Annotated in this window: 26 protein-coding genes; 12 read left to right on the forward strand and 14 right to left on the reverse strand. The window is 57.3% G+C overall.

What is annotated here, in order from left to right; genetic code table 11:
• Positions 1-32: 32 nt before the first annotated feature.
• The 4 genes from FMN63_RS24845 (at position 33) to FMN63_RS24860 (ending at position 4,914) form a co-directional block, all read left to right on the forward strand.
• Positions 33-737: an SRPBCC family protein gene (locus FMN63_RS24845; protein ID WP_148586772.1), complete on the forward strand. Its 705-nt coding sequence runs from the start codon at positions 33-35 to the stop codon at positions 735-737.
• 234 nt (positions 738-971) lie between these two features.
• A complete protein-coding gene (locus tag FMN63_RS24850) occupies positions 972-1,463 on the forward strand; it encodes a (2Fe-2S)-binding protein (protein WP_148586773.1) in 492 nt (163 codons plus the stop codon).
• Positions 1,464-1,681: 218 nt separating this feature from the next.
• Positions 1,682-4,042, forward strand: a complete 2,361-nt coding sequence (locus FMN63_RS24855; protein WP_148586774.1) for a xanthine dehydrogenase family protein molybdopterin-binding subunit — start codon at positions 1,682-1,684, stop codon at positions 4,040-4,042.
• Between the two features lie 74 nt (positions 4,043-4,116).
• Entirely contained in the window at positions 4,117-4,914 is a 798-nt protein-coding gene (locus tag FMN63_RS24860) for an FAD binding domain-containing protein (protein ID WP_148586775.1), read from the forward strand.
• A gap of 128 nt (positions 4,915-5,042) precedes the next feature.
• Here the strand turns inward: FMN63_RS24860 and FMN63_RS24865 are convergent, their stop codons facing one another.
• The 5 genes from FMN63_RS24865 to FMN63_RS24885 are packed head-to-tail and all read right to left on the reverse strand — an operon-like array spanning position 5,043 to position 10,513.
• Entirely contained in the window at positions 5,043-6,248 is a 1,206-nt protein-coding gene (locus FMN63_RS24865; protein WP_148586776.1) for a molybdopterin molybdotransferase MoeA, read from the reverse strand.
• The gene (gene moaC / locus FMN63_RS24870; protein ID WP_148586777.1) at positions 6,248-6,760 is read right to left on the reverse strand and encodes a cyclic pyranopterin monophosphate synthase MoaC; all 513 of its coding nucleotides are present in this window, start codon (positions 6,758-6,760) and stop codon (positions 6,248-6,250) included. Before moaC ends, FMN63_RS24865 begins: the two co-directional genes overlap by 1 nt.
• A 6-nt stretch (positions 6,761-6,766) precedes the next feature.
• The gene (trpC, locus tag FMN63_RS24875; protein ID WP_148586778.1) at positions 6,767-7,579 is read right to left on the reverse strand and encodes an indole-3-glycerol phosphate synthase TrpC; all 813 of its coding nucleotides are present in this window, start codon (positions 7,577-7,579) and stop codon (positions 6,767-6,769) included.
• Between the two features lie 3 nt (positions 7,580-7,582).
• Positions 7,583-8,596, reverse strand: a complete 1,014-nt coding sequence (gene trpD, locus FMN63_RS24880) for an anthranilate phosphoribosyltransferase (RefSeq protein ID WP_148586779.1) — start codon at positions 8,594-8,596, stop codon at positions 7,583-7,585.
• Between the two features lie 24 nt (positions 8,597-8,620).
• Positions 8,621-10,513, reverse strand: a complete 1,893-nt coding sequence (locus tag FMN63_RS24885) for a peptidylprolyl isomerase (protein WP_148586780.1) — start codon at positions 10,511-10,513, stop codon at positions 8,621-8,623.
• Between the two features lie 231 nt (positions 10,514-10,744).
• Here FMN63_RS24885 and tpiA point away from each other — a divergent pair, with 231 nt between their 5' ends.
• The 8 genes from tpiA to FMN63_RS24925 all read left to right on the forward strand — a co-directional run bounded on the left by tpiA (position 10,745) and on the right by FMN63_RS24925 (position 20,665).
• On the forward strand, positions 10,745-11,503 hold the full coding sequence (gene tpiA, locus FMN63_RS24890; RefSeq protein ID WP_148586781.1) for a triose-phosphate isomerase: 759 nt from the start codon (positions 10,745-10,747) through the stop codon (positions 11,501-11,503).
• Positions 11,504-11,628: 125 nt separating this feature from the next.
• The gene (gene secG / locus FMN63_RS24895; protein ID WP_148586782.1) at positions 11,629-12,012 is read left to right on the forward strand and encodes a preprotein translocase subunit SecG; all 384 of its coding nucleotides are present in this window, start codon (positions 11,629-11,631) and stop codon (positions 12,010-12,012) included.
• Between the two features lie 133 nt (positions 12,013-12,145).
• Complete coding sequence (gene pyrG / locus FMN63_RS24900) at positions 12,146-13,774, forward strand: CTP synthase (protein ID WP_148586783.1); 1,629 nt, start codon at positions 12,146-12,148, stop codon at positions 13,772-13,774.
• Positions 13,775-13,801: 27 nt separating this feature from the next.
• Positions 13,802-14,623, forward strand: coding sequence for a VOC family protein (locus FMN63_RS24905; RefSeq protein ID WP_148586784.1), 822 nt, complete (start codon positions 13,802-13,804; stop codon positions 14,621-14,623).
• Positions 14,624-14,909: 286 nt separating this feature from the next.
• Positions 14,910-16,070, forward strand: a complete 1,161-nt coding sequence (locus FMN63_RS24910) for an efflux RND transporter periplasmic adaptor subunit (RefSeq protein WP_148586785.1) — start codon at positions 14,910-14,912, stop codon at positions 16,068-16,070.
• Positions 16,071-19,226 (forward strand): efflux RND transporter permease subunit, encoded by a 3,156-nt coding sequence (locus tag FMN63_RS24915; RefSeq protein ID WP_148586786.1) that lies wholly within the window; start codon positions 16,071-16,073, stop codon positions 19,224-19,226. It begins immediately after the preceding gene.
• Positions 19,227-19,673: 447 nt separating this feature from the next.
• Positions 19,674-19,985, forward strand: coding sequence for a hypothetical protein (locus tag FMN63_RS24920; RefSeq protein WP_148586787.1), 312 nt, complete (start codon positions 19,674-19,676; stop codon positions 19,983-19,985).
• 41 nt (positions 19,986-20,026) lie between these two features.
• A complete protein-coding gene (locus FMN63_RS24925) occupies positions 20,027-20,665 on the forward strand; it encodes a hypothetical protein (RefSeq protein WP_148586788.1) in 639 nt (212 codons plus the stop codon).
• 65 nt (positions 20,666-20,730) lie between these two features.
• Here FMN63_RS24925 and FMN63_RS24930 read toward each other — a convergent pair whose 3' ends face one another.
• From FMN63_RS24930 to FMN63_RS24970, 9 genes are all read right to left on the reverse strand, one after another.
• A complete protein-coding gene (locus FMN63_RS24930; protein WP_148586789.1) occupies positions 20,731-21,075 on the reverse strand; it encodes a hypothetical protein in 345 nt (114 codons plus the stop codon).
• Positions 21,076-21,225: 150 nt separating this feature from the next.
• Positions 21,226-21,768: a hypothetical protein gene (locus FMN63_RS24935; RefSeq protein WP_148586790.1), complete on the reverse strand. Its 543-nt coding sequence runs from the start codon at positions 21,766-21,768 to the stop codon at positions 21,226-21,228.
• Positions 21,755-22,027, reverse strand: a complete 273-nt coding sequence (locus FMN63_RS24940; RefSeq protein WP_148586791.1) for a hypothetical protein — start codon at positions 22,025-22,027, stop codon at positions 21,755-21,757. The genes FMN63_RS24935 and FMN63_RS24940 overlap by 14 nt, the downstream gene beginning before the upstream one ends.
• Positions 22,028-22,236: 209 nt before the next feature.
• Complete coding sequence (locus FMN63_RS29655; RefSeq protein WP_205514274.1) at positions 22,237-23,592, reverse strand: site-specific integrase; 1,356 nt, start codon at positions 23,590-23,592, stop codon at positions 22,237-22,239.
• Positions 23,576-24,010 carry a hypothetical protein gene (locus FMN63_RS24950; RefSeq protein WP_148586792.1) on the reverse strand — a complete coding sequence of 145 codons (435 nt, stop codon included), beginning with the start codon at positions 24,008-24,010 and terminating at the stop codon, positions 23,576-23,578. The genes FMN63_RS29655 and FMN63_RS24950 overlap by 17 nt, the downstream gene beginning before the upstream one ends.
• 109 nt (positions 24,011-24,119) lie before the next feature.
• Positions 24,120-24,314, reverse strand: a complete 195-nt coding sequence (locus tag FMN63_RS24955; protein ID WP_148586793.1) for a hypothetical protein — start codon at positions 24,312-24,314, stop codon at positions 24,120-24,122.
• Positions 24,311-24,706: a hypothetical protein gene (locus tag FMN63_RS24960; RefSeq protein ID WP_148586794.1), complete on the reverse strand. Its 396-nt coding sequence runs from the start codon at positions 24,704-24,706 to the stop codon at positions 24,311-24,313. The genes FMN63_RS24955 and FMN63_RS24960 overlap by 4 nt, the downstream gene beginning before the upstream one ends.
• Positions 24,703-25,026, reverse strand: a complete 324-nt coding sequence (locus tag FMN63_RS24965; RefSeq protein ID WP_148586795.1) for a hypothetical protein — start codon at positions 25,024-25,026, stop codon at positions 24,703-24,705. The genes FMN63_RS24960 and FMN63_RS24965 overlap by 4 nt, the downstream gene beginning before the upstream one ends.
• On the reverse strand, positions 25,023-25,319 hold the full coding sequence (locus FMN63_RS24970; RefSeq protein WP_148586796.1) for a hypothetical protein: 297 nt from the start codon (positions 25,317-25,319) through the stop codon (positions 25,023-25,025). The genes FMN63_RS24965 and FMN63_RS24970 overlap by 4 nt, the downstream gene beginning before the upstream one ends.
• Positions 25,320-26,015 lie beyond the last annotated feature (696 nt).

Genomic DNA, 26,015 nt, shown 5'->3' on the forward strand with positions numbered 1-26,015 from the left:
ATGCGCCAAAGCGCGACTTGGGGAGAAAATACATGGATATGAGCGGCTCCCACCGGATCCCGGCCAAACGGGAAACCGTCTGGCAAGCCTTGAACGATCCGGACGTCCTCCGGGCCTGCATTCCTGGCTGCGAGAGCCTCGAAAAGACCTCGGACACCGAAATGACCGCTGCGGTCACGTCGAAAATCGGGCCTGTCAAAGCGAAGTTCAAAGGGGAAGTTACCCTTGAGAACATGAATCCTCCGGAGAGTTACACGATCGTGGGCGAAGGCAAGGGCGGTGTTGCCGGTTTCGCCAAAGGCTCCGCGGATGTGAAGCTGACGGAAGAGGGCGACGAGACCATACTTGCCTATGAAGCCAAGGCACAGGTCGGCGGCAAGCTTGCCCAGCTCGGCAGCCGGCTGATCGATTCCACCGCCAAGAAGATGGCGGAGGAGTTCTTCACGAAGTTTTCCGAGATGGTGGGAACGCCTGCCGAGCCGCAGGAAACAGCGGCCGCGGCGAGCGATGATCTGGATCCCGGCGTGGCGGAGGAGGCCAAGCGGATCGCGATTGAGGAAACGCCTGGCGAAGTCATGCATGCCATCGAGGACGCAGAGCATGCGGTCGAGGAAAAAATCCATCAAGCGGAACAGAATATAGAAGCCGCTGCTGGACGTAACGTTTTTGGCGGTCCCATGGTCTGGGGGCTTGTCTTGCTCGCAGCCGTGATTGTGGTGCTTGCACTTGCAAGTTGACCGGGCCGTATAAAACTTGAAATGATCGGGCTCTGACAATTCAGGAACCGCCAGAGCCCCAGTACAAAACACGGTGACAAGCCGGGAAATTGGGTCAGTGAGAAACAATCCAATCGGATTGTTTTTCCATTCGCTGGTCTGGACCGGATTTTCGGATGGATTTGTCTGTCATTGTTTGCAGACAGGCTGTCTCGAAAGCCATGGTCCAGGGACTTTCATGAGGGAGAGAAATTCATGTCGAAAGTATCGATGGTATTGAACGGCAAGACGGTTTCGGCTGATGTCGAAGACCGCACGCTGCTCGTATCGTTTATCCGGGATGTGCGCGGCTTGACCGGCACGCACGTGGGCTGTGACACCTCGCAATGCGGGGCCTGCGTCGTTCATGTCGACGGCAAGGCCGTCAAATCCTGTAGCATGCTCGCTGTCCAGGCAGATGGCGCGGAAGTGGTGACGCTGGAAGGGATCGGTACGGCAGACAGCCTGCACCCTGTTCAGGCCGCATTCCGTGAACATCATGGACTTCAGTGCGGTTTCTGTACGCCCGGCATGATCATGACCGCCGTGGACATGATCAATCGTTACGGTGCCGGCAATCTCGATGAGACGACTATCCGCCACGAGTTGGAAGGCAACATCTGCCGTTGCACCGGCTACCACAACATCGTCAAGGCAATCAAAGCTGCCTCCGATCAAATGGCCGGCATGGCTCAGGCTGCCGAATAACGGCAAGGGCCGAACTCCCAAAGTATGATGCGCGGAGCAATTCGCGCAGCAGGACGACAAGACCAATCAACCGAATGCAATGCCGGGAGGAACGGGCATCTTCGGATTGACCGCCAGGTCTTGAGAGATCGTTGCCTGACAGGCAGCAGCCGGATTGTCCGGCGTGTGGAGGATGTCCGGTACAGGCGGAGCCGGAGCAGATATTCGGGAGAGAAAAAATGGCTGTTGAGGGGATTGGTGCTCGTGCCCTGCGTAAGGAAGACAAGCGCTTCATTACCGGCAAAGGCAGATACACCGACGATATGACCATGCCGGGCATGGGCCATGCCGCCTTCGTTCGCTCGCCGCATGCGCACGCGAAGGTCAAGGGTATTGACGCTAGCGCTGCGCTGGAAATGCCGGGTGTGGATGCCGTTCTGACTGGCGATCAACTCGTCGGCGATGGTATCGGCAACCTGATCTGCGGCTGGATGATCCATTCCAAGGATGGCTCGCCGATGAAGATGGGTGGTTGGCGCGCTCTTGAGCCGGAAATCGTCCGCCATGTGGGCCAGGCTGTTGCCGTGGTCGTGGCCGATACGCAGGCGCAAGCACGCGATGCTGCCGATGCGGTGATCGTCGACTATGAAGAACTGCCAGCCGTTATCGATCCGCTGGCGGCGCTTGAGTCAGGCGCACCACAGATTCATCCAGAAGCCGAAGGCAACCTGATCTACGATTGGGAAATTGGCGACGAGGCTGCCACAAACGCAGCCTTTGAAAAGGCCGCCCATGTCACGCGCATGGAGATCCATAACAACCGTCTTGTTCCGAACGCGATGGAACCACGCGCGGCTCTTGCCGGTTACGATGCGGCTGAAGAGCACTACACGCTCTACACGACTTCACAGAACCCGCATGTGGCCCGGCTTGTCTTGTCGGCCTTCTATAACGTTGCCCCGGAAAACAAGCTGCGTGTGATCGCACCTGATGTCGGTGGTGGCTTCGGTTCCAAGATCTACATCTACCCGGAAGAAATGGTCTGCCTATGGGCGTCCAAGCGGGTCGGCCGCCCGGTCAAATGGGTGTCTGACCGAACCGAAGCGTTCCTGACGGATGCGCATGGCCGTGACCATCGGTCGGAAGCGGAACTTGCACTCGACGCCGACAACAAGATCTTGGGTCTCAGAGTCAAGACCATCGCCAATCTTGGCGCATACATGTCGTTGTTCTCGTCGTCCGTGCCGACTTACCTCTATGCAACGTTGTTGTCGGGGCAGTACGACATTCCTGCGATCCATGCCAACGTGAAGACGGTCTACACCAACACCACCCCGGTGGACGCCTATCGCGGCGCTGGCCGGCCGGAGGCGACCTATCTTCTGGAACGGATCATGGAAACGGCGGCTCGCGAAGTTGGCTTGTCGCCAGCTGAGTTCCGCCGCAAGAACTTCATCCGAACGTTCCCGCACCAGACGCCGGTGATCATGTGTTACGACGCAGGCGATTACGATGCGACGCTGGACGCTGCGCTAAAGGCTGCGGACTATGATGGCTTTGCCGCGCGCAAGGCTGAAGCAGCCTCCCGCGGCAAACTTCGCGGTATTGGTCTGTCCTGCTACATTGAGGCGTGCGGCATAGCGCCGTCTGCTGCCGTTGGTTCTCTCGGTGCAGGCGTCGGACTTTGGGAATCTGCTGAGGTCCGGGTCAATCCCGTCGGGTCGATTGAAGTTCTGACCGGTTCGCACAGCCATGGCCAGGGACACGAGACAACCTTTGCCCAGCTCATCAGCGAACGCTTCGGCCTGGATACCAGTGCAGTGTCCATCGTACATGGCGATACGGACAAGGTTCAGTTTGGCATGGGGACCTACGGCTCGCGCTCCGGAGCGGTCGGCATGTCTGCAATCGTGAAGGCGCTCGACAAGGTCGAAGCCAAGGCAAAGAAGATCGCAGCTCATTTGATGGAAGCCTCCGAAGGCGACATCCAGATTGAGGGCGGTGAGCTGAAAGTGGCCGGTACCGACAAGAAGCTGACCTTCACCGAGGTGGCTCTTGCTGCCTATACGGCTCACAACCTGCCGGAAGGCATGGAACCGGGCCTCAAGGAAGGCGCCTTCTACGATCCGACCAACTTTACCTTCCCGGCAGGCACGTATGTTTGCGAAGTCGAAGTGGATCCGGATACGGGCAAGACCGAAGTTGTCAACTTCGTCGCTGCTGACGATTTCGGCAACATCATCAACCCGATGATCGTGGAAGGTCAGGTGCATGGCGGTATCACGCAGGGCATTGGTCAGGCGCTGCTTGAAAATGCGTCCTACGACGAAAACGGCCAGCTTCTGACAGCGTCCTACATGGATTACTGCATGCCGCGTGCCGATGATGTGCCGTCCTACAGTCTGTCGACACATGTAACGGCGTGCCCGGGCAATCCGCTCGGCATGAAAGGCTGCGGTGAGGCAGGTGCCATCGGTTCTCCGCCGGCTGTCATCAACGCGATCACGGATGCGATCGGGGACAACAGCCTGTCCATGCCGGCGTCTCCGGAAAAGGTCTGGGCGCTTTACCACGCAGGTGTGAAGCAGGCGGCCGAATAACGCCCAAAATCGTGATTTACGGGCGGGATAACCCGCCCGCCATTTTACAAGTTCGAAATACGGGGAGACCCAGAATGTATGAAACGACATATCACAAGGCCGGATCGGTGGCGGAAGCCGCTTCACTGATGGCCAATGCCGATGACGGCAAGTTCCTTGGTGGCGGCCAGACTTTGCTGCCGACCATGAAACAGCGGCTTGCCGCCCCAAGCGATCTGGTCGATGTCACCAAGATTGCAGACATGAAGGGGATCAGTGCCAACGGCGATGGTGTGACCATCGGCGCAGCGACAACCCATTACGAGGTCTCAACCTCCGATCTGGTGAAGCAGAAGCTTCCTGGGCTGGCTTCACTTGCCGGCGGTATCGGCGACCCCGCAGTTCGTCACATGGGCACCATGGGCGGATCGATTTCCAACAATGACCCCGCTGCCGACTATCCTGCGGCTTTGGTGGCTCTTGGAGCGACCGTGGTCACAAGTAAACGGGAACTGGTAGCGGAAGACTTTTTCACGGGCATGTTTGAAACCGCGCTCGAGGAAGACGAAATTGTCGTCGCCATCAAGTTTCCGGGCGCTGCCGCAAGTGCCTACGCCAAATATCCCAATCCGGCATCGCGTTATGCCATGGCAGGGGTTTTTGTTGCCAAGGCCAGCGATGGATCGGTCAAGGTGGCGGTGACAGGCGCCGGGCAGAACGGTGTGTTCCGCATGTCTGCCATGGAAACCGCACTTTCCGGCAATTTCTCGCCAGATGCGGTCGCCGGTATCGCTCCAGATGCAAACGATCTTCTGTCCGACATTCACGGGTCGGCAGCCTATCGCGCGAACCTGGTCACGGTCATGGCAAAGCGGGCTGTCCAGAAGGCCTGACGGACGTCGAATTGATCTGAAAATGTGAGCCCGGCCGGCACTCGGCCGGGTTTTGTTTGTTCAACTGGGTGTTTTCAACCGCTCAAACAGGCAGGGAGCGCGAACTGTCGCTCGGTGGGCAGTGCTTTTCAGAGCACCAGAATAGGGACTTCGGCCCCTGCGTCCAACGCCGGTGCATGAGGTGGACGGACCACAAGTGCGCCGGATATTGCCAGCAGATTCAGCATGGAACTGTCTTGCCGCGAGAAGGGCGTAACCATGAGTTGGCCGTCTTCCGATGTGGAAAGCGTTGCCCGGACATAGTCCTGTCTGCGGTCATTTTCCGGGAGGGGGGCAGTGAGGGTGGCACGTTGCGTGTCGGACCCTTCCTGTCCCTGACCGAGCATGGCCTGCATGAGCGGCTTCAGAAAAAGGAGGCCGCAGACGAGGCTGGAAACGGGATTTCCCGGCAGGCCAAGTACTTTGGTGTTGCCAAGCCGTCCGGCCATCAACGGTTTTCCCGGACGCATGGCAATTCGCCAGAACGCCAGGTCCATGCCTTCCTGTCCAAGAATGTCCTGTACGAGATCGTGGTCGCCAACCGAAGCGCCGCCCAGTGTAACCAGGATATCGGCTTTCTCGTTGATCGCACGTCTGACGTGGTTTGCGAGCGCGACCGGTTCGTCCGGGGATATTCCAAGATCCAGTGGTTCACCGCCACAATCTTCGACCATAGCCGCGATCCCGGCATGGTTGGAGGCGATGATCTGGTCCGGACCGGGTTGCGTCCCCGGGCGAACGAGTTCGTCGCCGGTTGCCAGGATTGCGACCCTGGGACGACGGTGTACCGGAAGCACGGCATGGTTCATGGCTGCGGCGAGGGCAAGATGCCTATAGGCTAACCTGAGCGGCGGCTGTAGAAGCGCGTCGCCTTCCGAAAAATCCAACCCGGCTGGCCGCACGTATGCGCCCTTCGCCGGGTTTTCCAAAACTGTTATCCGCTCGCCGTCACGCTCCGCGTTTTCCTGAATCAGGATCGTGTCCGCGCCGGTCGGAACCGGTGCACCGGTAAAGATCCTCACCGTTTCGCCCGCACCAACAGTCCCGGCATATCCATGGCCGGCGGGTGCTTCGCCAATAACGGTCAAGGTGGTGCGTTCGCTCGTCAGGTCATCGTGACGTATGGCGTATCCGTCCATCGCGGAGGCTGCGAACGGTGGTTGCGTTCGCGTGGAGACGAGCGGTTCCGACAAGTACCTGCCGTTGCCGTTCTCAAGCGAAACAAGCTCCGTTTCCAGGGGCATCACCCCGGAAAGCAGCTTCGTCAACGCATCCGAGACGGGCATCAGGCTCATCAGGTGCCACCCAGGCTGCCGTCTTTATCGAGCGTCCAGTGACCGGACTTGCCTCCGGACTTCTCGACCAGGTGGATATCGCCTATCACCATGCCCCTGTCGACGGCCTTGGCCATATCGTAGATTGTCAGGCAGGCGAGGGAACAGGCGGTCAAGGCTTCCATCTCGACGCCGGTCTGACCACTGACCTTGGTTGTCGCAGTTACGACCAGGCCGGGCAGACCATCGTCCGTGTCGATGTCGATGGAGACCTTTGACAACATCAGTGGATGGCAGAGTGGGATCAGCTCGTGCGTCTTTTTGGCGGCAAGAATACCGGCGATCCGTGCCGTGCCGATGACATCGCCTTTTTTGGCGTTGCCGGAGCGGATGAGATCCAACGTTTCGGGACGCATGGCGACAGTGCCGCGTGCAACGGCAATCCGATGGGTGACAGATTTTTCGGAGACGTCCACCATGTTGGCGGAGCCTGCCGCATCCAGATGGGTCAATGTTGGGTCCTGGCTGGCCATATCCGCCTAAACCGCTTCGGTGATCGCCTGACGGGCGAGAAGAGTTCTGGTGGCTGAAGCAACGTCTTGCTGGCGCATCAGGCTTTCGCCGATCAGGAAGGTCGAGATACCAACCTTGTTCATCCGGGCGAGATCGGCTGGGGTGAACAATCCGCTTTCACCGACGATGATCCTGTCGTCCGGAATTCCGGGCGCGAGATCTTCACTGGTTTCCAGTTTGGTCTCGAAGGTCTTGAGGTTGCGGTTGTTGATTCCGAGCAGACGGGAAGACAGCTTGAGAGCGCGCTCCAGTTCTTGTGCGTTATGCACCTCGAGCAGGACATCCATCCCAAGTTCAAATGCGGTGTCTTCCAGTTTTTTGGCCGTGTCGTCATCGACAGCAGCCAGAATGATCAAGATACAGTCACCCCCCCAGGCTCTGGCTTCATACACCTGGTAAGGATCATAGAGAAAGTCCTTGCGCAGCGCGGGCAGGGTGACTGCGTCACGTGCGGCGGTCAGAAACTCAGGTTTTCCCTGAAAGGACGGCCCGTCCGTCAACACGGACAGACAAGCTGCCCCGCCTTTTTCATAAGCCTTGGCAAGGATCGGGGGATCGAAATCCTCCCGGATGAGCCCCTTCGAAGGGCTGGCTTTCTTGATTTCGGCAATAAGGGCGTAATCGCCTGCAGCGTGTTTGGCTTCGATCGCCTTCTGGAACCCGCGCGGAGCGCTCACCTCGCCGATGCGCGCCTTGAGATCGTCAAGCGAGACAGCCGCCTTGGCGGTGGCGATTTCCTCACGCTTGTAGGCTTCGATTTTTTGAAGGATATCAGCCATCTCTTACCCGTTTGACGCTGCAACCAGCTTTTCCAGTGTGTCGGCTGCCGAGCCGCTGTCAATGGATTGAGTCGCCATCTCTACACCGTCTTTCAAGGTGTCCACCTTGTCGGCAACAAGCAGAGACGCGGCCGCGTTGAAAAGAACTACATCGCGATAGGCATTTTTCGCCCCGGCAAGGACGCCACGCAGCGCTTTGGCATTTTCGGAAGGAAGCCCGCCCTTGAGATCTTTCGGATCGGAAATGGCAAGTCCGACGTCTTCCGGTGAAATTTCAAAGGAGCGGATCGTTCCGTTCATGAGCTCGCTGACGGCCGTCGGCCCAGTGGTGGTGATTTCGTCCATTCCGTCAGAGCCATGAACCACCCAGGCTTTTTCCGAACCCAGCTCGCGCAAGGCCTCCGCCAACGGTTCCACCCATTTGCGGGCAAAGACGCCAACCATCTGGCGCTTGACACCTGCAGGATTGGTTAGAGGACCGAGCAGATTGAAGATGGTGCGCGTGCCCAGTTCCATGCGTGTCGGGCCCACATGCTTCATGGCAGCATGGTGCAATGGGGCGAACATGAAACCGATTCCCGCCCTGGTGATGCAGTCAGAAATCTTGTTGGCATCGATATCGATGTTGACGCCAAGTTCGGCGAGGGCTTCCGCCGCGCCGGACTTGGAAGACAACGACCTGTTGCCGTGTTTGGCGACCGGGACACCGCAGCCGGCAACGACCAGAGCCGTGCAGGTGGAGATGTTGTAGCTGCCGGAGTTGTCGCCTCCAGTTCCCACGATGTCGATAGCGTTGGCCGGGGCCTTTACCGGGACCATCTTGGAACGCATGGTCGCGACAGCGCCGGTCACCTCGGCGATGCTCTCGCCGCGCACCCGCAAGGCCATCAGAAAGCCGCCAAGCTGAGATGGCGTTGCAGATCCAGACAGGATCACCTCAAAGGCTTCGCGGGCTTCTTCGGGGCTCAAGGCATGACCGTCTGAAACCTTGGCAATGAAGTCCTTGAATGTGCTCATCTCGTCATTCCACTTTCAAACGGATCAATTCCGGTCCAATCCGATCATCTGGGAAATGGCGGCATTGTTGACTTCAACGCCTGCCTTGTTTTCCTGATCGGTAATGAACTGGCCGAGCAGCGTATCCTGAAGTTGCTGGGAAAGCTGCTGCCCCAGGGCGGCAACTTGCGGTGCACCTTCCTGGAATTCCGGAATGTTCGAACCCGTGACCTTCAGGACGAGACGGCCTTTTCCGTCATTGGCTTCGGCAACAGCAGCCGTTCCGACGGGGCCACTGAAGACAGCTGACACCGCATCGCGGCCAAAATCTCCGGACGGTGTGTTGCGCTTCAGGTCCGCGGCAGATTTCACATCAAGTCCGGTTTCCGCTGCAAGGGCGATGAACGGCGTGCCACCTTCGGCTTTGGTCAGCAGGTCTGCGGCGGTATCGCTCAGGCGTTTCGCAAGTTCATCCTTCTTCCAGGCTGCGATGACGTCTGCCCGGACTTCGTCGAGCGTGCGTTCACGCGAAGGGATGACCTTGGCAACGTCGTACCATAGAAATCCCTGGTCCCCGAACTGCAGAACGTCGTTCTCGATCCCGATGTCGCTGTCGAACGTTCCTGCCACCAGGCCTTCCGCATCTGGCAGGGTGACGGGCTTCCCGTCTTCCCCGTTTCCGGAAGCGTCGAAAGCGGGCGGAGTTTCCACGCTCAGCGAGAAACGTTCACCGATGTCATCCAGAAGCGCTCCGCCTGCACGGGCATCCTCGACTTCATCAAGAATATCGAGAATTTCCCTCTCAGCCTGTTCCTTCGCGAGGCTCTGGACAATCTCGTCCTTAACTTCCTCAAAGGGTTTGGTGCTTTCCGGAAGGATCTCCTCGACATTGAGAATGACAGTGGAGAACCGACCCTCGACCGGACCACTTGTCGCGCCGTCCTCAAGACTGAACGCCGCGTTGCCTATCGCTTCATCCAGAAAATCGGCTTTTGCCATAACGCCCAGGGTTACGTCATTGTTGGTCAGATTCCGTTCGCTCATGAGCTCGTCGAAAGTCTTGCCGTTTGCAAGTTCCTGAGCGGCTTCTTCCGCGGCCTGTTGAGAGGGGAACGACATCTGGCGGATCTTGCGCCGTTCAGGCTGGAAGAAATCTTCCGACCGACGTTCGTATTCCGCGCGCGCGTCCTCGTCGGAGATATCATCCGGACGGGCCAGCGAGGTTGGCGTCAGAGCGACATATTTGATTTCCCGAAACTCGGGTGCGCGGAAGTCATCCTTCTTTTCTTCGAAGTAGGACTTGAGAACGTCTTCCGTGGGATCTTCGATCTCTCCGATGAATTCCGGCGTGACCAGCAGGTAATCGGCGCTGCGCGCTTCTCCCTGATAGGTGTCCAGCAATTCCAGATAGGTCACCGGTGCCTTCATGCTCCCGGCAATACCTTCCGCAAGCTGCGCACGCTCGGCAACCTTGCGGCGTTCGACGACATATTCGTCTTCCCGGTAACCGCTTGCGCGCAGAACCTGTTGCAGCCGGTTCTTGTCGTAGCGTCCGCCGGGACCCTCGAATGCGGGATCGCTCTGGATGATCGTTGCGAGGCGTGCGTCTGAGACACCCAGCTTCATGGTCTGCGCTGTATCGTTCATGGCCGCTTCGGCAACAAGTTTGCCGAGCGTTTGCTGCGGCACACCGAGAGCCGCACCTTCCGCCGGTGTCAACTGGCGTCCGAATTGTTGAGCCAGCCGCCCAAGGTCTTGCCTGTAAGCCCGGTCGAAATCGAACAGGGAGACTTCCGTGTCACCGACCTTAGCGGCAGTGTTCTGGCCGGTACCGGTCAAAAAACCGCTAATGCCCCACACGGCAAAGCTCATGATCAACAGAGCAATAAACAGTTTGGCAACCCAGGTGCCAGCGCCCTTGCGCAGCGCGTCAAGCATGACGACTCCCGTATTCTTCTTCTTTCCGGCAGCCGGCATCACCGGCTGAATTCAGCGCCGGCCTTGGCCGGAGCGGGCGGATCATAAAGACGCCGCGCCGCTGCCGCAAGGCGGCCATTGACAAACTTCGGAAGCGATTTGGGTTTTCCCGCCTTCAGGGTGATTGCAACGCAACGGCGCTTCTGCTCTATAGGCGGCAAATCCTGGATCATGCCGAGGGAGAAATTGAATATGAGTGCAGCGATCAAGCCGCTGGTGGCCGGTAACTGGAAAATGAACGGCCTCAAGGCAAGTCAGGCTGAAGTCTACAAGATGTGCGCCGGGATCGGCGACGATCTGGCGGATTCGGTCGACGCGATGATCTGCGCACCGGCAACGCTGATTGCGGCGATTGCCGAAAAGACGGGAAGTGGCACGTTGAGCGTTGGCGGGCAGGATTGTCATACGGCCGTTTCGGGCGCCCATACAGGTGATATTTCCGCTGAAATGCTCGCGGATGCTGGTGCAAAAGCTGTCATCGTCGGACATTCCGAACGCCGGACCGATCACGGTGAAAGTGACGTCGATGTCAATGAGAAGGCCCGGGCCGCGTGGAGAGCGGGCCTTGTTGCCATTATCTGCGTTGGAGAAACGGAAGCAGAGCGCAAGGCGGGACAGGCGCTTGCGATTGTCGAGCGTCAGCTGAACGGGTCTATTCCGAACGGTGCGACGGCCGAAAATTGTGTTGTTGCCTACGAACCCGTCTGGGCGATCGGTACCGGTCTGACCCCGACGACAAACGACGTGGAGGAAATGCACAAGGCCATGCGTGACAACCTGTCTGCAAGGTTCGGTTCAGAAGGAGATTCCATGCGCCTTCTCTACGGCGGCTCGGTGAAACCGGCCAACGCCCGCGAATTGATGGCGGTTGCCAATGTCGATGGGGCGCTGGTCGGCGGCGCCAGTCTCAAGGCCGAGGACTTCCTTGGCATCCTCGCGGCTTACTCCTGACGCTACCCTTAATATTGCGCCTGGCCTTGAAGGTTCTGTGATGAAGGCGCAATTGAAGGGTGGAAAGCTGACGGCGTCTGGTGTAGAAGGCCGCAAATCTTGTATTTAATGAAGAATGGCGTTCGATGGAAACCGTAGTCATCGTAATCCACTTGATGGTCGTCTTGGCCCTTGTGCTTGTTGTCCTCCTGCAGCGTTCCGAAGGTGGGGCGCTTGGCATTGGCGGCGGGGGCGGTGGTCTGATGTCCAGCCGTGGGACTGCGAATATTCTGACGCGCGCGACTGCTGTGCTGGCGGTGGCTTTCTTCGCCACGTCGCTGACGCTCAGCCTGATTGCCAAGAATCAGGACCGCCCTGGTTCGATTCTTGATGCCGTGCCGACGGCAACCCAGGGAGCGCCCGCCGCAACGGACGGTGCGACCGAAGGCGGTTCAGGCGGTGTTCTCGATTCGTTGAAACAGCTCAATCAGCAAGAACCTTCAGGACCCCAGGTCCCGGCCGCGCAATAAGGCGGCCAAACGGGTCTTCGGACCCATTCACCTGACATATGCCCTGCGGCTTATCTCGCAGGGCATTTTTATGTGTTGAGAACGCAACTCCCGAGTGGCCAAAGCGCCCTCGGCAAGGATATGGTATCGGTCCATGGCGCGATATATTTTCATCACTGGCGGCGTGGTCTCCTCGCTTGGAAAAGGTCTTGCTTCCGCGGCACTGGGCGCATTGCTTCAGGCACGTGGATACAAGGTTCGTCTCCGCAAACTCGATCCCTACCTGAACGTCGATCCGGGCACCATGAGCCCGTATCAGCATGGCGAATGCTTTGTCACTGACGATGGTGCGGAAACAGACCTCGATCTCGGCCACTACGAGCGGTTCACCGGTCGTCCTGCCAACCAGCAGGACAACATAACCACCGGGCGGATCTATCAGGACATTATTGCCAAGGAACGGCGAGGCGATTATCTGGGCGGAACCGTCCAGGTCATTCCGCATGTCACCGACGCAATCAAGAATTTCGTTCTGACCGGCAACGAGGGCTACGATTTTGTCCTCGTGGAGATCGGCGGAACGGTTGGCGATATTGAGGGGCTGCCCTTCTTCGAGGCGATCCGCCAGCTTGGCAACGATCTTCCGCGTGGCGACGTCGTCTATGTGCATCTGACCCTGATGCCGTACATTCCAAGCGCCGGCGAAATGAAAACCAAGCCGACACAGCACTCGGTCAAGGAACTGCGGTCTATCGGTATTCAGCCGGATATCCTGATGATCCGCTGCGACCGCGCGATCCCGGAAACGGAAAAACGGAAGCTGTCGCTGTTCTGTAACGTGCGTGAAAGTGCGGTCATTCCGGCTTACGACGTCAAGTCTATCTACGACGTGCCGATTGCCTACCACAAGGAAGGCCTGGACGACGAAGTTCTGGCGGCCTTCGGCATAAAGGGCGCACCTGCGCCGGTTCTCGACCGCTGGAACGGCATATCGGAGGCGGTCGCCAATCCGGAAGGCGAAGTCAAGATCGCCATCGTCGGCAAGTACACGGTTCTCAAGGATGCCTACAAGTCATTGATCGAGGCATTGGTTCATGGCGGCATCGCGAATCGGGTCAAAGTGAACCTCGAGTGGATCGAATCGGAAACCTTCGAGAAGGAAGACCCGAGCCCTTATCTGGAAGGGGTGCACGGCATTCTGGTTCCCGGTGGTTTCGGGGAACGTGGGGCAGAGGGCAAGATTGCAGCCGCAAACTTCGCGCGCACCCGCAAGATCCCTTATTTCGGCATTTGTTTCGGCATGCAGATGGCTGTTCTGGAAGCTGCCCGTAATCTCGCCGGTATTTCGGATGCCAATTCCACCGAGTTCGGTCCCGCGAAGGAACCTGTTGTTGGCCTGATGACCGAGTGGACGAAGGGCAACAACAAGGAAGTGCGCGATGCAGAGGGCGATCTGGGCGGAACAATGCGCCTTGGGGCCTATCCGGCAGCTCTCAAAACTGGGTCGCGGATCGCTGAAATCTACGGCACGACAAGCATTTCGGAACGTCATCGTCACCGTTACGAAGTCAATATCGGCTATCGCGACAAACTCGAGAAATGCGGCCTGATTTTCGCCGGTACATCTCCTGACGGTGTTCTTCCGGAAACAGTCGAAATTGCTGATCACCCCTGGTTCGTCGGCGTTCAGTACCATCCGGAACTGAAGTCCCGTCCCTTTGATCCACATCCGTTGTTCGCTTCCTTCATCAGCGCGGCAGTCCATCAGGGCCGCCTGGTCTAATCAGCCTGAGTGGGAAGGGGAGGAAACATGGTTCGCGGGCTCGATCATATCGTTGTTGCGGTCAAGGATCTGGAGTCCGCGGGCCAAGCCTGGAGCGAACTCGGTTTCACGGTTACGCCCGAAAATCGGCATTCCTGGGGAACGGCCAATCGCTTGGTGCAGCTCGATGGTTTCTTCGTCGAATTGCTGAGCGTCGCTGATCGGGATCTCATATTCGAAGCCTCCGAAAATGTGTTTTCGTTTGGAGCCTTCAATCGCGACTTTCTGGTCAGCCGGGAAGGGGCCAGCATGCTGGTTCTGGAGAGTGCCGATCCGCAGAAGGACAGGGACGATTTCCGTAAAGCGGGACTGAAACTCTACGAACCGTTTTCCTTCGAGCGTACTGCCAATCTGTCGGATGGCAGCGAGGCACAGGTTGCCTTCGATCTGACATTCGTCAGTGATCCGCTTGCCCCTGAGATCGGCTATTTCACTTGCTGCAACAGGTTTCCGGAGAACTTCTGGAAGGACTCCTTTCAAAACCACGCCAATGGTGCGTCAACGGTCAAGGCGGTTTATCTCGTCGCAGGTGACCCGTCTGACCATCACGCGTTTCTGGGTGGTTTTACAGGTCAGCGAGAAATGCGCGCGACCAGTCTCGGTCTGGAGCTGAACACAGCTCGCGGTACGATTTCTGTCCTGACGCAATCAGCCTATGCGTCGCTGGTTGGAGCCGAAGAAGCTGGTCAGATTGCCGGGCCTCTGCCGCAAATTGCGGCTCTCGAAATCGGCTGCAGGGGACTGGCTGAGCGAAAAACAGTTCCGGCGAACAAGCTGAACGGACTGACATTGATCCTGTCTCCTCAATAATCTCCGACTAAAGCGCTGTTTTAGGTGTCATGAACGTGTGTCGCCTTTTGACCTGGGACGCCTCGACGTCCTGCCACATCCCGAAAATCACCAAGTCCTAGATTTGAAGTTTGCCGCTCCTGGCTCTCCAGGCGGGCGATACAGGGCTGACTTTGAAAACGTTAAGGAATTAATCCCCTGAGACCACACGGTTCGGGCACTATTCTCTTGTTGAATCAACCAGTCCTTTTATAGTGATCCTCATATTTAGCGCCTTGGCCTGGTGGTCGGACTGCGGAGTTCACGAATGACTTTTTTGCCTTTTGCCTCTATCCCTCGCACGCTTGCACTGGTTGCGGCCACTTCGGTGCTGCTGGTCGGCTGCTCTGACGACAAGCAAAAGGCGGCACCAGCTGCGCCGCCACCATCGGTAAGCGTTGCCAAGATCGAGTCTCAGAGTATTCGTCAAAGTGCGCGCTTCGTCGGTCAGGTTGCCGCCATCGACAAGGTCGATCTGATGGCCCGTGTCAAAGGGTTCCTGGAAAAGAAGGCCGTTCCCGACGGCTCCGTCGTCAAGAAAGACGACCTCTTGTTCACCATTGAAAAAGCCCAGTACCAGGCGGCTTTGACAAAGGCGCAGGCTGATCTTGCGAGTGCAAAGGCTGACGCCGCTTTGAAGTCGGCCGACGAAAAGCGGGACAGAGACCTGAGAGACAAGGGGCACCTGTCCGAGGCGGCCTATGAAGCGACTCTTGCTCAGAAACAGCAGGCAGAAGCGTCAGTGGAAGCAGCGCAGTCGTCTCTTCAGGAGGCACAACTCAATCTCAGTTACACAGACATTTCAGCACCTTTCGACGGGCAGCTCGGCAAGACCACCTATAGCGTCGGTGAGGTTGTCGGGCCAGGGACCGGGTCTCTTGGAAGCCTCATCAGCCTGGCTCCCGTTTACGTTAATTTCTCCGTCAGCGAGGCGCAGTATCTGAACGCGGTCAAGACCCACGGCATCAATCCGGCCGATATTACACCGGAGGAATCTCCAGACCTCAAGTTGGTGCTGCCAAATGGCCAAGACTACGACGAAAAAGGAAAGATCGTTTTCATTGACAACCAGGTCGACACGGCCACGGGAACGATTTCGTTCCGTGGCCAGTTCGCCAACAAGGACATCCGCCTGATTTCCGGTACCTATGTCACCGTGGTCCTCGAAGCCCCCAAGACAGAAACAGCACTTGTTGTTCCGCAAGCTGCAATTCAGCGGGATCAGGAAGGCGCGTTCGCGCTCGCTATTACAGCGGACAAGAAAGTCGAGCAGCGCTATGTGACACTGGGTCAGCAGGAAGGGGCAAAATTCGTCGTCACCAAGGGCCTGAAAGAAGGCGACGAGGTCATCGTCGAAGGCTTGCAGAAAGTGCGCCCCGGTGTCGTCGTCAACCCGGTTCTTGCTTCCAAGCCGGCGGAGAAAAGCTAAATGTTTTCACGCTTTTTTATCTACCGGCCGAAATTCGCGCTGGTCATTTCCATTGTGATCACGATTGCCGGTGTGCTCGGCTATCTATCGCTTCCAGTTGAACAGTTTCCGAATATCACGCCGCCGGTCGTCAATGTTGCCGCGACGTATACCGGCGCAAACGCCGAAGTGCTGGAAGAAACCGTAGCCGCCCCCATCGAGGGGCAGGTGAACGGCGTTGACGATATGATCTATATGCAGTCGACGAGTAACGACAGCGGCAACTATTCTCTCAATGTCACTTTCGCGGTCGGAACAGATCCGGACATTGCGACGGTCAACACCCAGAACAGGGTCAGTCAGGCCAACAGCCAGCTGCCAAGTGACGTGACCAACAATGGCGTGACAGTGCAGAAAGCCAGCACGAACATGCTGCTGGTGATTACGTTGTATTCGCCGAAAGGCAGTTTCGATCCGGTTTTCCTGTCAAACTACGCTTCGATCAATCTGAAGGACGCGCTTGCCCGCGTGCCAGGTGTCGGTCGTGCAGACGTGATGACCGATTTTTCTTATGGCATGCGTATCTGGCTCGATCCGGACAGGCTCGCCAGCCTTGGCCTGACGCCTACCGATTTCATTACAGCCGTACGCGACCAGAATATTCAGGTGGCTGCCGGTCAGATCGGTTCGCCTCCGGTGCCGGACGGGCAGCAGTTTCAATACACCATCAAGGCAAAGGGGCGGTTGTCGTCGCCGGAAGAGTTCGAACAGATCGTGCTGCGGACGGGAGCTGATGGTGCCGTCGTAACGATTGGTGACGTAGCCCGGGTGGAACTCGGCGCTCAGGTCTACAATGCCTCGGGCGAATTCAACAGCAAGCCGGCCACTGTTCTGGCAATCTATCAGGCCCCTGGCGCAAACGCGCTGCAGGTATCGCAAGACGTGCTCGCGCGTCTTGACGAACTGGCCAAGAACTTTCCGCCGGACATGGAATACGGTGTTCCCTTCAACACCACGGATTTCGTTCAGGCCTCGCTCAACGACGTTATTACCACCCTGTTCCTGACCTTCCTTCTGGTGGTCTCGGTGGTGTTCATTTTCCTCGGGAACTGGCGGGCCACGATTATCCCGACTGTTGCAATTCCGGTGTCGTTGATCGGTACGTTTGCCGTGTTGCTGGCCCTCGGCATGACGCTCAATACGATTTCGCTATTCGCGCTCGTGCTGGCCATCGGTATCGTTGTGGATGATGCGATCGTCGTCGTGGAAAACGTGGAACGCATCATTTCCGATGAAGGTTTGCCACCGAAGGAAGCCACCACAAAGGCGATGGAACAGATCACCAGTCCGGTGATCGCCACCACGCTTGTGCTTCTGGCTGTGTTCGTCCCGACCATCTTCATGCCCGGCATTACCGGACGTCTCTATTCGCAGTTCGCAGTGACGATCTCGGTCTCGGTGCTTATTTCCTCGATCAATGCGCTGACGTTGTCGCCGGCGCTTTGTGGTCTGATCCTCAAGGCTCGCTCGGGACCCCCGCGTGGCATCATGGGGCTTTTCGACCGTGGGATCACCTCGGTCCGCAATGGCTATACCTCTGTCATTCGCCGTCTCGTCCGCTTCGCCATCATCGGTTTGGCGGTCGTTGCCGGTGCGGTTGCTCTGATCGTGACGCTTGGTGGATCTCTGCCGCAAGGCTTTCTGCCTTCGGAAGATCAGGGGTACCTGATGGTCGACGTACAGCTTCCCGACGGAGCCTCGCTGCAGCGGACCGAGACCGTCACCAAGCAGGTGGTTGAACTGGCTTCAAAAACCGCAGGTGTCGAAGACATCGTCATCGTCAACGGCTACTCGATCCTGAATGGCGCAACGTCTTCGAATGCGGCTCTGGTGATTGCCACCATGAAGAACTGGGAGGATCGTCAGGCGCCCGATCTGCGTATCAACGCGATTCTTGCAAAGTTCTGGGCGGAATTCTCGACCATTCCCGGCGCAAATATCATCGCCTTCAACCCTCCGCCAATTCCGGGTCTGGGTACGACTGGCGGGGTTCAGGCGATGCTGCAGCAGACCGGAGGCGGTACGCCGCAAGATCTGGCATCGGCACTGGGCTCGATGATCTATTCTGCCAATCAGAGCCCTGAGGTGGGCCGGGCCTATTCAACCTTCCGGGCCAATGTGCCGCAGGTGTTTGTCGATCTCGATCGAGAAAAAGCCAAGACGCTTGGCATCAACGTTTCTGATGTTTTCACAACGTTGCAAGCCTATCTTGGGTCTTACTACATCAACGACTTCAACATCTTCGGCCGTGTTTACAAGGTCATGATCCAGGCCGAGGGCAAGTTCCGCGATCGGGTGGAGGATATCGGGGCGCTGTATGTACGGGCGAGCGACGGCACCATGGTGCCCATGCGAAGTATTCTGACCACGCAGAACGTGCTCGGTCCGCAGATCCTGACCCGGTACAACATGTTCAGAGCGGCAGCTGTGATGGCTGATCCGGCACCCGGCGCATCGACCGGTGTGGTGATCAACGAAATCAACGCCGCCGGCGCTCAGGCGCTTCCGTCCGGCTATGCGCTCGAATGGACGGGAACAGCCTTGCAGCAGTTGGGATCAGGCCAGATTGTTCTGTTGATCCTGCTCCTGTCGATCTTGTTTACTTATCTGTTTCTGGTTGCCCAGTACGAAAGCTGGACAATGCCCATCGCGATTTTGATGTCGGTTTCCTTTGCGATCCTCGGAGCGCTTGTGGCGGTGTTCGTGACTGGAGGGGACGTCAATCTCTACACGCAGATTGGAATGATCATGCTGGTCGGGATGGGGGCGAAGAACGCCATTCTGATCGTGGAATTCGCGATAGAACAAAGGGCAGATGGCAAGAGTATCAAGGACGCGGCCGTGGAAGCGGCTCATCTCAGGTTCAGGGCGGTGATGATGACCGCGTTGTCGTTCCTGCTGGGGGTTGTCCCACTCATGACAGCCTCAAGCGCTGGTGCCGCCAGTCAGAAAGCCATCGGCTTCGCAGTGTTCGGAGGAATGCTGTTTGCAACGTGCATCGGCATTCTGATGATCCCGATTTTGTACGTGAACTTGCAGACCATGCGTGAAACCGTCAAAGGCTGGTTTGGCGGGAAGGAAAAAGGGCAGACGGCAGAGGAGCCTGCGGCTTCCTGATTGTAAAATAATTTCAGTTCGCAATCCTATTTGCGTTGTTTGAAAGTGACGTAAAGTAATCAAGGCCGGGCGATCCATAGGGATTGCCCGGTTTTTCGTTTTGAGAGCAAATTGGGTAAAGCTTGGAATCTAGAGCGATCCAAGCCAGGCAATGTAAAAAAGATCTAGCCGCACGCTGGTTCAGCACAACGGCAGATGTTGCAAGCTTAAAAATTTTTGGGATAAGACCTTGGAAATATTGGTGAGCCGACAGGGGTTCGAACCCTGGACCTACTGATTAAAAGAGGGAAGTCACCTAAGGTTTTTCAGTTTCTTACAGGAAGTGGCTTCCCGAAAAACTTCAAAATCTCACGCGGCTTATCCGGGTTTCCGGAGGTTGTCAAAACCGCCCACTTGTTCTTATTTTGTTCTCGTGTATTTTGCACCCGGGTTCACCGGGGTTTCAATGTGACGGTCACGCGATTTTTGAGCCAGCACTATCTCTTGCGCGAGGCGGCCAAGGACGGCGTCGTGCTGCAGGTCACGTGCCAGTGCTGCTGGAAGCGGGCGAACTACCTGGCGACGGATCTCGCACGTTTGCTCGGTGGCGATCGGCCGGTGGTCTGGCCGCCGTTTGACTGCAGCGGTTGCGGGAACGATCGGTATGTGAAGGTGAAGGTTCATCATCCGGAGCCTGGCGATTACGGATCGATGCGGATCCGCCGACCAGGTCCGGTCAAAATGATCCAGACCTGGCAGGTGGTCAGTTTGGGAGACTGACGCTAAAGTCTCCAAAATCAATATTTGATGGAGTTATTTAGATGTCCCTTGATATTGGAATTATAAAGCTTGCGAAAGGAGACAGGTTATTTCGTTCTCTTGCTGAAATTATCATATTAAATTCTTGTCTATACTACTCAATTGTGTCGGTTAGGAATGGAAAACCGCCGGCAATTATTCCGAAGAGAGGTTTTTTTTGTCCATCAAATCAATATGATTTTTGTTTTAAATTGCCGATCCATGGACCGGTTGAGTGTCTGGTGCGCAACATCGATCCAGTAGACCTTACGATTAGTGCCGAGTGCTACGATCAAAATAATGATGTAGATGAATATAAGGTCGAAGTTGGCGAGCTTCTTATGAACATAGTATCCCCAATTTTTTCTAACTACGTAGAAAGACAAACGGATTGGATGAATGAAAAATATTCAAAGAACACAAATCAATGGCCTTCGAGCTTGATGAACTTTGCACGTGTTATTCGAAACGCCGTCGTTCACCACGGAGAAATCTGTTTTAGATCACCAAACTCTAAAGGAGTGAGTTGGAGATCTCTAGCATACTCACCAGAAGACAACGGGCGCAAAATCTATTCGGAAGACATGAAGATTGGCGATTTCATTGGGCTTATGCTCGAGATTGACATCGAGATGAAAAAGCTAGGTGCGCCTGTCCTATAGTACGAACGGCACAGCAATCGTGACAAATCTCTTTCACTGTCTGCCGTGCCGCTTATTTTTGGGGGTTATGCGCCCCGACAGCCTTTAGATTTCATCGCCAATTCTATCGCCTGCACTTTACCCTTGGAAACCGAAAGCTCGCCTTCCTTGTCGCCACCGGTGGCGCTGGCAAGCGGAACGCCCAGAAGGAACACGCCGACAGCATCGCCGGTCTGCGCGCTTCTCTGTGCGCTCTCGAGCGTTTCACGGCGGGATTTTTCCAGAGCGAGATCCTTGGACAGCGATGAGCAGGAACTGCTCGTGTAGGCCGCCAGCGGAATGTCCGCAGGTTTGATGGCATCCGGCCCCTTTGCGCAGCCGGCTAAAAACGATCCGGCAAGCGCGATTGTCGCTACGATTTTCAGTTTCATTGTTGCCCCCAACAGCTTTTGATACACGCAGCTTTAACCGCAGGTTGTTAGATGGGCAACAAAAAACCCAGGCACTAAGTGCCCGGGTTTATCAGATTTTTCATGCGTCTAACTCGGTGATCTGCCGACTGTTCACTTGTGGTAAGTCAGTCAGGCTACCTCGAGTTCACGGGTCTTCGTATGGATGGCTTGCTCACTACGTGCGTAGGTGCGAACGACGCCGGCCGCTACCTCTTTTTCCGCCTGTACGAACGAGACAAAGCCCTTTCGCGCAAGCCAGCCCCAAAAGCCAATCGCACCGCTATTATAGGAAATAGCGAGAAGGCCAGTGGCCAAGCATTCAGAGAACGTTCTCTGAAGCTCCGGAGCATCATCGAAAAACGTGTCCATGACGGCGAACTTGGCGCGCGCCTTGATCTTTTCGACTTCACTCAGATTATTCTTCGCGTGCGTAATCGCACGAACCATACTGTGCGCCGCACGGCGATCAGTTATGTGCTGGTTCATGAACTGAAGTGTGTCCAAGATTTCGAGCGGTGTTTTCGGATGCTCAATCAAAGGCCGAGCCTTTGCATAAAATGCATCCGCGTGCTTCTTGTAACGCCGCAGCCGCCTGATCCGGAGATTGAAATACCAAATCGCCAGAAGTCCGGTCACTGAGAGGCCAACGATAATCAACTCAGGCTGAGCCATTTGTTGTCTCCTTTTTCTCCCCACCGCAGATTTCGCGTCTCTTGGTCTCGATTTCAAGATCTAGAAGCTTTTGCATCTTTTTAATCTCGGCGGACGTTTTTCGATAATCGTTCACAAAAGTCGATATTGCCTTAACTAGTTCGGGAAACTTGAAAGCAAAGACGATCCCGATAATCAGAACACTAAAACCTGTAAACCCGACCCCAAATTTTTCTGCCGCAACGGAGACGGCCTCAATTACCTCTTTCAAATGCTCCATATAATTATTCTTTTTTGGGGGGCATTTTCAGATTGTGCGCGGGACCAAGCTGATAAGCATTCTCGCGCTGAACTCTGGCGGTTTCGAGGCACTTCCCCCTTACGTGACTGGAACGCTGCCTAGTTCAACACAATTGGATCATGCATGGTTACTCGCAAAAGTCGAGTCATCGAATTGTTATACTTGCGACTGCAGGATTGAGTTTAGACCTACCCCTGCGCCTCCTCATACCAGGCCGACAGTTTGCCGATCGCGCGTCTTGCGAGATCGGGATGCAGGCCGAGGTAGTGTTTCAGGATATCGTTGACTGACTTCAGGCTGTGGCCGGTGATCGAGGCGATCTCCGAGGTGTCGCAGCCGGCGCGGGCGAGCCAGGTCACGGCCGTGTCGCGCAGGTCCTGGTCGCGGAAACCGTCGAGCTCCTCGCACGGGGGCAGCTCCGCATCCCACGCCGGCACGTAGGCAAGCACAGCCAGGCCGGTGCGCTTCAGTTTCTTCAGGCTGATGTCCTTCGGCAGGGGCGAGGCGAGGGTGCCATCCTCCATCCGCCAGATGCCGTATGTGGCCGCGGTGCGGATCTCCTGGAACAGATGCGTGTAATGCTGGCCGTTGAACGGGCGTCTCTGGCGCTCGTCGAGGTTCACATGGGGCCAGTTGACCCGCCAGTCCTTGCGACGCTCCTGGGCCGCGCTGTGGCGGCTGGCAACGATATCGGCGATCGGGATGAGCAGCGGTTGGCCGCCCTTCTTGCGCTGGCGGAACAGCGCCTCGATGTTCTGTTCCATCTGGCTTTCCAGAAGACCGAGCCTGTCGGCCTGGCGCTGACCGAACCAGACGCCCTGGATGACGATGTCGCCCACTTCCGGCCGGCCGACCAGGTCGGCGGCGGCGACGAGCTTGCGGATCGCCTCGATCGAGCCGTAGCGCACGCGAGGTGCCAGTGTCGGCAGGCGTTCTTCCATGTGCCGGATCGGGTTGGTCAGCACCAGGTTGGTGCGGATCCCGTGGGCATAGGCGACCGACAGCAGCGCGCGCAGCTGGCGTGTCTGCGCCAGGCCATGCTTGACCTCGAAGCGGTCCAGCAGGATTTCCATGTTCTTTGGCGTCAGCGCCGCGGCGAGCTCGTTCCAGAAACGGCCGTCCTCGAGGTTCTCGACCAGGCGCGCGGCGGCCTTGTAATTCTGGATGGTTTTCGGCGACAGGCCCTTGCGGGTTTTCTTGCCCTCGATCACATCCTTGCCCAGCATGCGCGGGTTTCTTTCGCAAAAATCCGTCACCACCTGGGAGAGCGTCGGCAGCCCTGAGGCTCGTGCCAGGCTCGCCGCCATACGCCGGCTTCGTGCCGGTGTCTGGCCCCTGGACTTCTGCCGCAATGTGCGCAACTCGTCCTGTTTGGCTTCCGACCAGGCACTGGCTTCTTCAACCGTGAACCACGATCCGTCCGGATGGCGCAGATCCTCGCCCTTGATTCCGAAAGCCTTGCGCAGCTCGGGCGCAGGAAAGAACCGCGGCCGGCCATCGCGCCAGGTGACGAGCGGGATCCTGATCTCAATCTTCTTCGGCATCTTTGAGTGCCTCCATATCAACCACAAAGTCAGACAGACCCGGCAGTGTAACCGTTCCAGTTATCTCGATAGAGACGGGTTTACCGGTTGATCCATAGTCCACGCTCATGCGTGCTTTCTGGATGGAAAGGCGAAACAAACCGGCGTCAAATTCGCCAACTGGGTGGTGACTGGAAACGTACATCACCTTGTTTTCCGCGTCGTAGTTGAAGTCGACTGAACAGGAATACCCCTCCAGTTGTGATGAACGCTCGTTGTCAAAGGGCCAGCCGAGGTCGAACGCATAGAGCCCTGGGCCGAAAGTCATGTTGACCTCAAGCCTCTCCAGAGGTGGCGCTTTTTCAGGTAACTTCGAATTTTTCTTCATCAGGGCACCTGTTTTCAAATCCAAGAGTACCAGAAAAAAGGGGCGGCACATGTGGCCGCCCCTCAGGTGGCATCGCGCGGGATGTGGCTGAACAACGCGATGCAATAGGGTTCCACATCATCTGCATGTGCACCGGTGCGGGTTGTCCCGTTCTTCCGGCTTATTTCCTGCGGCGCGATGGCCTGTCCCAGTCCAGGAACTGGTCCCGGGGAAGCTGGTCGCGCATGGCGTAGCGGGCGGCGATCGGGTAGAGCAGTGCGAAGGCGCCGAGGAGCAGGGCAATCACCAGTGAGGCGAAGCCCAGGCTTCCGATTGACCACCAGATCAGCTCGAAAGGGTTGAAGTCGGCCTTCATTGGCTTTCTCCCTCACGGCCGCACGCTTCGCTGGCCTGCGGGGGCGCCTCGCAAAGGCTCCGGCGCGCAGTCGCGCTTGCGGCCTTCGGCCGAGTGGCGGGATCCGTTGCCTCCAGCGCGGCGATCTTGCGCCGGGCAGCGGCCACCCAGTTTTCCAGGAGGCCGATGCCGCCGGCGGTGCAGCTGGCCTGCAGGCCGGCCATGCGCAGCGAGTGCGTGCCGCCGTAGAAGCGCCGGCTGGCGCCATGTTCGTTCACGAGGTCGTCGAGGATCTCGCCGGCGCGGCGGTAATTGCCCTCGGGCGTCAGCTGCTCGCGGCGCAGGCTGGCAAGAACCTGGTCGACGTAATCGGCATGGGCGCGCAGCACGTTCGGCTCCAGCGGCCGGCTCATGATCTTGACCTCTGCCTGTCCTGGCGTTCCTTCTTGATTTCCAGCGCGAGGCCTTCGCCGCGGTAGTTCAGCACCAGGCGAGGAGGGCCTTTGCCGTAGAGGATCATGGCGAGATCCCGGTGGACGAGCGCATCGCCGGTGGACAGGGTGTGGCCGGAGCGCTGCCCCTTCGGCCGCCAGCGGCCCTTGCCACCGGTGGAGGTGCGCCAGGCGCATTTGTTGCCGGAGATTTCGACCAGAAGGTCCTTCTGCGCCTTTGTCAGGTGCAGCATCAGATCGGACGTGTCCGGAGCGCGGTATTCGTAGCGTTGCGCGGTCATGCTGCGTGCTCCTTCGTGCCATGGCCAAATTCGCGGGCGAGGCTTTCGGCTGCGTCGGTGACGATCTGAAGGGTGCCGGCACGGTCCTGGCTGCCGGGCAAACCCGGGAGGTAGGTGTGGCCGTTGGTTGTGATCCAGCGATCGACGGCCGGTTCCGACCACGCGTTGAAGCCGGGCAGCTTCGGCGGGAAACCGTGTTCGACTTCCAGCTTGCGCCGCTTGTTGCGGAACGTCGTCTCGTTGCAGCTGAGCTTCTTGGCGACCTCAGCGGCGGGGATGGCTTTTGCGGGCATTTTCGCTCACTCCATGGTGACCAGTGAGCGTAAGGGTAATGTAATATTAATCTAAAACGCAATCCAAAAATTACGTATTATGTAATTTTGGAAAAAGCTGATTGTTTGGCAGCGGTTTACTTGCTCGACCGTTTTGTAGGTTTTGACTATCCTCCGGCTCTTTAACGGACTGAGCGCAATGCCAGATTACCAAATTGACAAGATCGCACTTCATAAAGCCATTGCTGCGCTAGTCGACCAGGCGCAAAAAATCGATGATTACGACATTCGGTATTCGACTGATGTCGAGGCCCTGGAAACCGCGGCGCTCGAGCTTGGCGGGAAGGGGACAGGGGAAAACTTCCGTAGAGCTGTCGATACCCTGCCGCCAAATCGGGTTTTTTGGCTTGGTGCCTATCGGTCTGGAGCGATTGTTGGGACAGTCGCAGCGCGTTGCGATGAAAGCTCCTGGACGCTGCAAAAATTCATCCAGGAATACTGGGAAAGGGCCTTTGACGGATCCGAGCCCGGGAAGCGAGTGAAGATTGCAGATGGCAGTCCTGTAGACGCTCAGAGGTACAAGGGGCGTTATGCGTACCTAGGTGAAGGTCTGGTTCGTCCCGACTGCAGAGACAACAACCTTTCTTATGTGCTTGTGCGCCTGGCGCTACTTCTCGCGTTCGACGAATGGCGGCCGTGTGTTGCCTATGGCTGGAT

It is taken from the genome of Stappia sp. BW2 (assembly GCF_008107695.1).
Classification (GTDB): Bacteria; Pseudomonadota; Alphaproteobacteria; order Rhizobiales; family Stappiaceae; genus Roseibium.

What these genes read in the sequence shown, in the direction of transcription:
- secG (WP_148586782.1), top strand. Translation starts at nt 11,629, where the DNA reads ATGGAAACCGTAGTCATCGTAATCCACTTGATGGTCGTCTTGGCCCTT.
- moaC (WP_148586777.1), bottom strand. Translation starts at nt 6,760, where the DNA reads ATGGCCAGCCAGGACCCAACATTGACCCATCTGGATGCGGCAGGCTCC.
- FMN63_RS29655 (WP_205514274.1), bottom strand. Translation starts at nt 23,592, where the DNA reads ATGCCGAAGAAGATTGAGATCAGGATCCCGCTCGTCACCTGGCGCGAT.
- FMN63_RS24960 (WP_148586794.1), bottom strand. Translation starts at nt 24,706, where the DNA reads ATGAGCCGGCCGCTGGAGCCGAACGTGCTGCGCGCCCATGCCGATTAC.
- FMN63_RS24845 (WP_148586772.1), top strand. Translation starts at nt 33, where the DNA reads ATGGATATGAGCGGCTCCCACCGGATCCCGGCCAAACGGGAAACCGTC.
- trpD (WP_148586779.1), bottom strand. Translation starts at nt 8,596, where the DNA reads ATGAGCACATTCAAGGACTTCATTGCCAAGGTTTCAGACGGTCATGCC.
- FMN63_RS24910 (WP_148586785.1), top strand. Translation starts at nt 14,910, where the DNA reads ATGACTTTTTTGCCTTTTGCCTCTATCCCTCGCACGCTTGCACTGGTT.
- FMN63_RS24965 (WP_148586795.1), bottom strand. Translation starts at nt 25,026, where the DNA reads ATGACCGCGCAACGCTACGAATACCGCGCTCCGGACACGTCCGATCTG.
- FMN63_RS24950 (WP_148586792.1), bottom strand. Translation starts at nt 24,010, where the DNA reads ATGTGCCGCCCCTTTTTTCTGGTACTCTTGGATTTGAAAACAGGTGCC.
- FMN63_RS24925 (WP_148586788.1), top strand. Translation starts at nt 20,027, where the DNA reads ATGTCCCTTGATATTGGAATTATAAAGCTTGCGAAAGGAGACAGGTTA.
- FMN63_RS24915 (WP_148586786.1), top strand. Translation starts at nt 16,071, where the DNA reads ATGTTTTCACGCTTTTTTATCTACCGGCCGAAATTCGCGCTGGTCATT.
- FMN63_RS24860 (WP_148586775.1), top strand. Translation starts at nt 4,117, where the DNA reads ATGTATGAAACGACATATCACAAGGCCGGATCGGTGGCGGAAGCCGCT.
- FMN63_RS24940 (WP_148586791.1), bottom strand. Translation starts at nt 22,027, where the DNA reads ATGGAGCATTTGAAAGAGGTAATTGAGGCCGTCTCCGTTGCGGCAGAA.
- FMN63_RS24955 (WP_148586793.1), bottom strand. Translation starts at nt 24,314, where the DNA reads ATGAAGGCCGACTTCAACCCTTTCGAGCTGATCTGGTGGTCAATCGGA.
- FMN63_RS24935 (WP_148586790.1), bottom strand. Translation starts at nt 21,768, where the DNA reads ATGGCTCAGCCTGAGTTGATTATCGTTGGCCTCTCAGTGACCGGACTT.
- FMN63_RS24885 (WP_148586780.1), bottom strand. Translation starts at nt 10,513, where the DNA reads ATGCTTGACGCGCTGCGCAAGGGCGCTGGCACCTGGGTTGCCAAACTG.
- FMN63_RS24850 (WP_148586773.1), top strand. Translation starts at nt 972, where the DNA reads ATGTCGAAAGTATCGATGGTATTGAACGGCAAGACGGTTTCGGCTGAT.
- FMN63_RS24930 (WP_148586789.1), bottom strand. Translation starts at nt 21,075, where the DNA reads ATGAAACTGAAAATCGTAGCGACAATCGCGCTTGCCGGATCGTTTTTA.
- FMN63_RS24970 (WP_148586796.1), bottom strand. Translation starts at nt 25,319, where the DNA reads ATGCCCGCAAAAGCCATCCCCGCCGCTGAGGTCGCCAAGAAGCTCAGC.
- tpiA (WP_148586781.1), top strand. Translation starts at nt 10,745, where the DNA reads ATGAGTGCAGCGATCAAGCCGCTGGTGGCCGGTAACTGGAAAATGAAC.
- trpC (WP_148586778.1), bottom strand. Translation starts at nt 7,579, where the DNA reads ATGGCTGATATCCTTCAAAAAATCGAAGCCTACAAGCGTGAGGAAATC.
- FMN63_RS24905 (WP_148586784.1), top strand. Translation starts at nt 13,802, where the DNA reads ATGGTTCGCGGGCTCGATCATATCGTTGTTGCGGTCAAGGATCTGGAG.
- FMN63_RS24855 (WP_148586774.1), top strand. Translation starts at nt 1,682, where the DNA reads ATGGCTGTTGAGGGGATTGGTGCTCGTGCCCTGCGTAAGGAAGACAAG.
- pyrG (WP_148586783.1), top strand. Translation starts at nt 12,146, where the DNA reads ATGGCGCGATATATTTTCATCACTGGCGGCGTGGTCTCCTCGCTTGGA.
- FMN63_RS24865 (WP_148586776.1), bottom strand. Translation starts at nt 6,248, where the DNA reads ATGAGCCTGATGCCCGTCTCGGATGCGTTGACGAAGCTGCTTTCCGGG.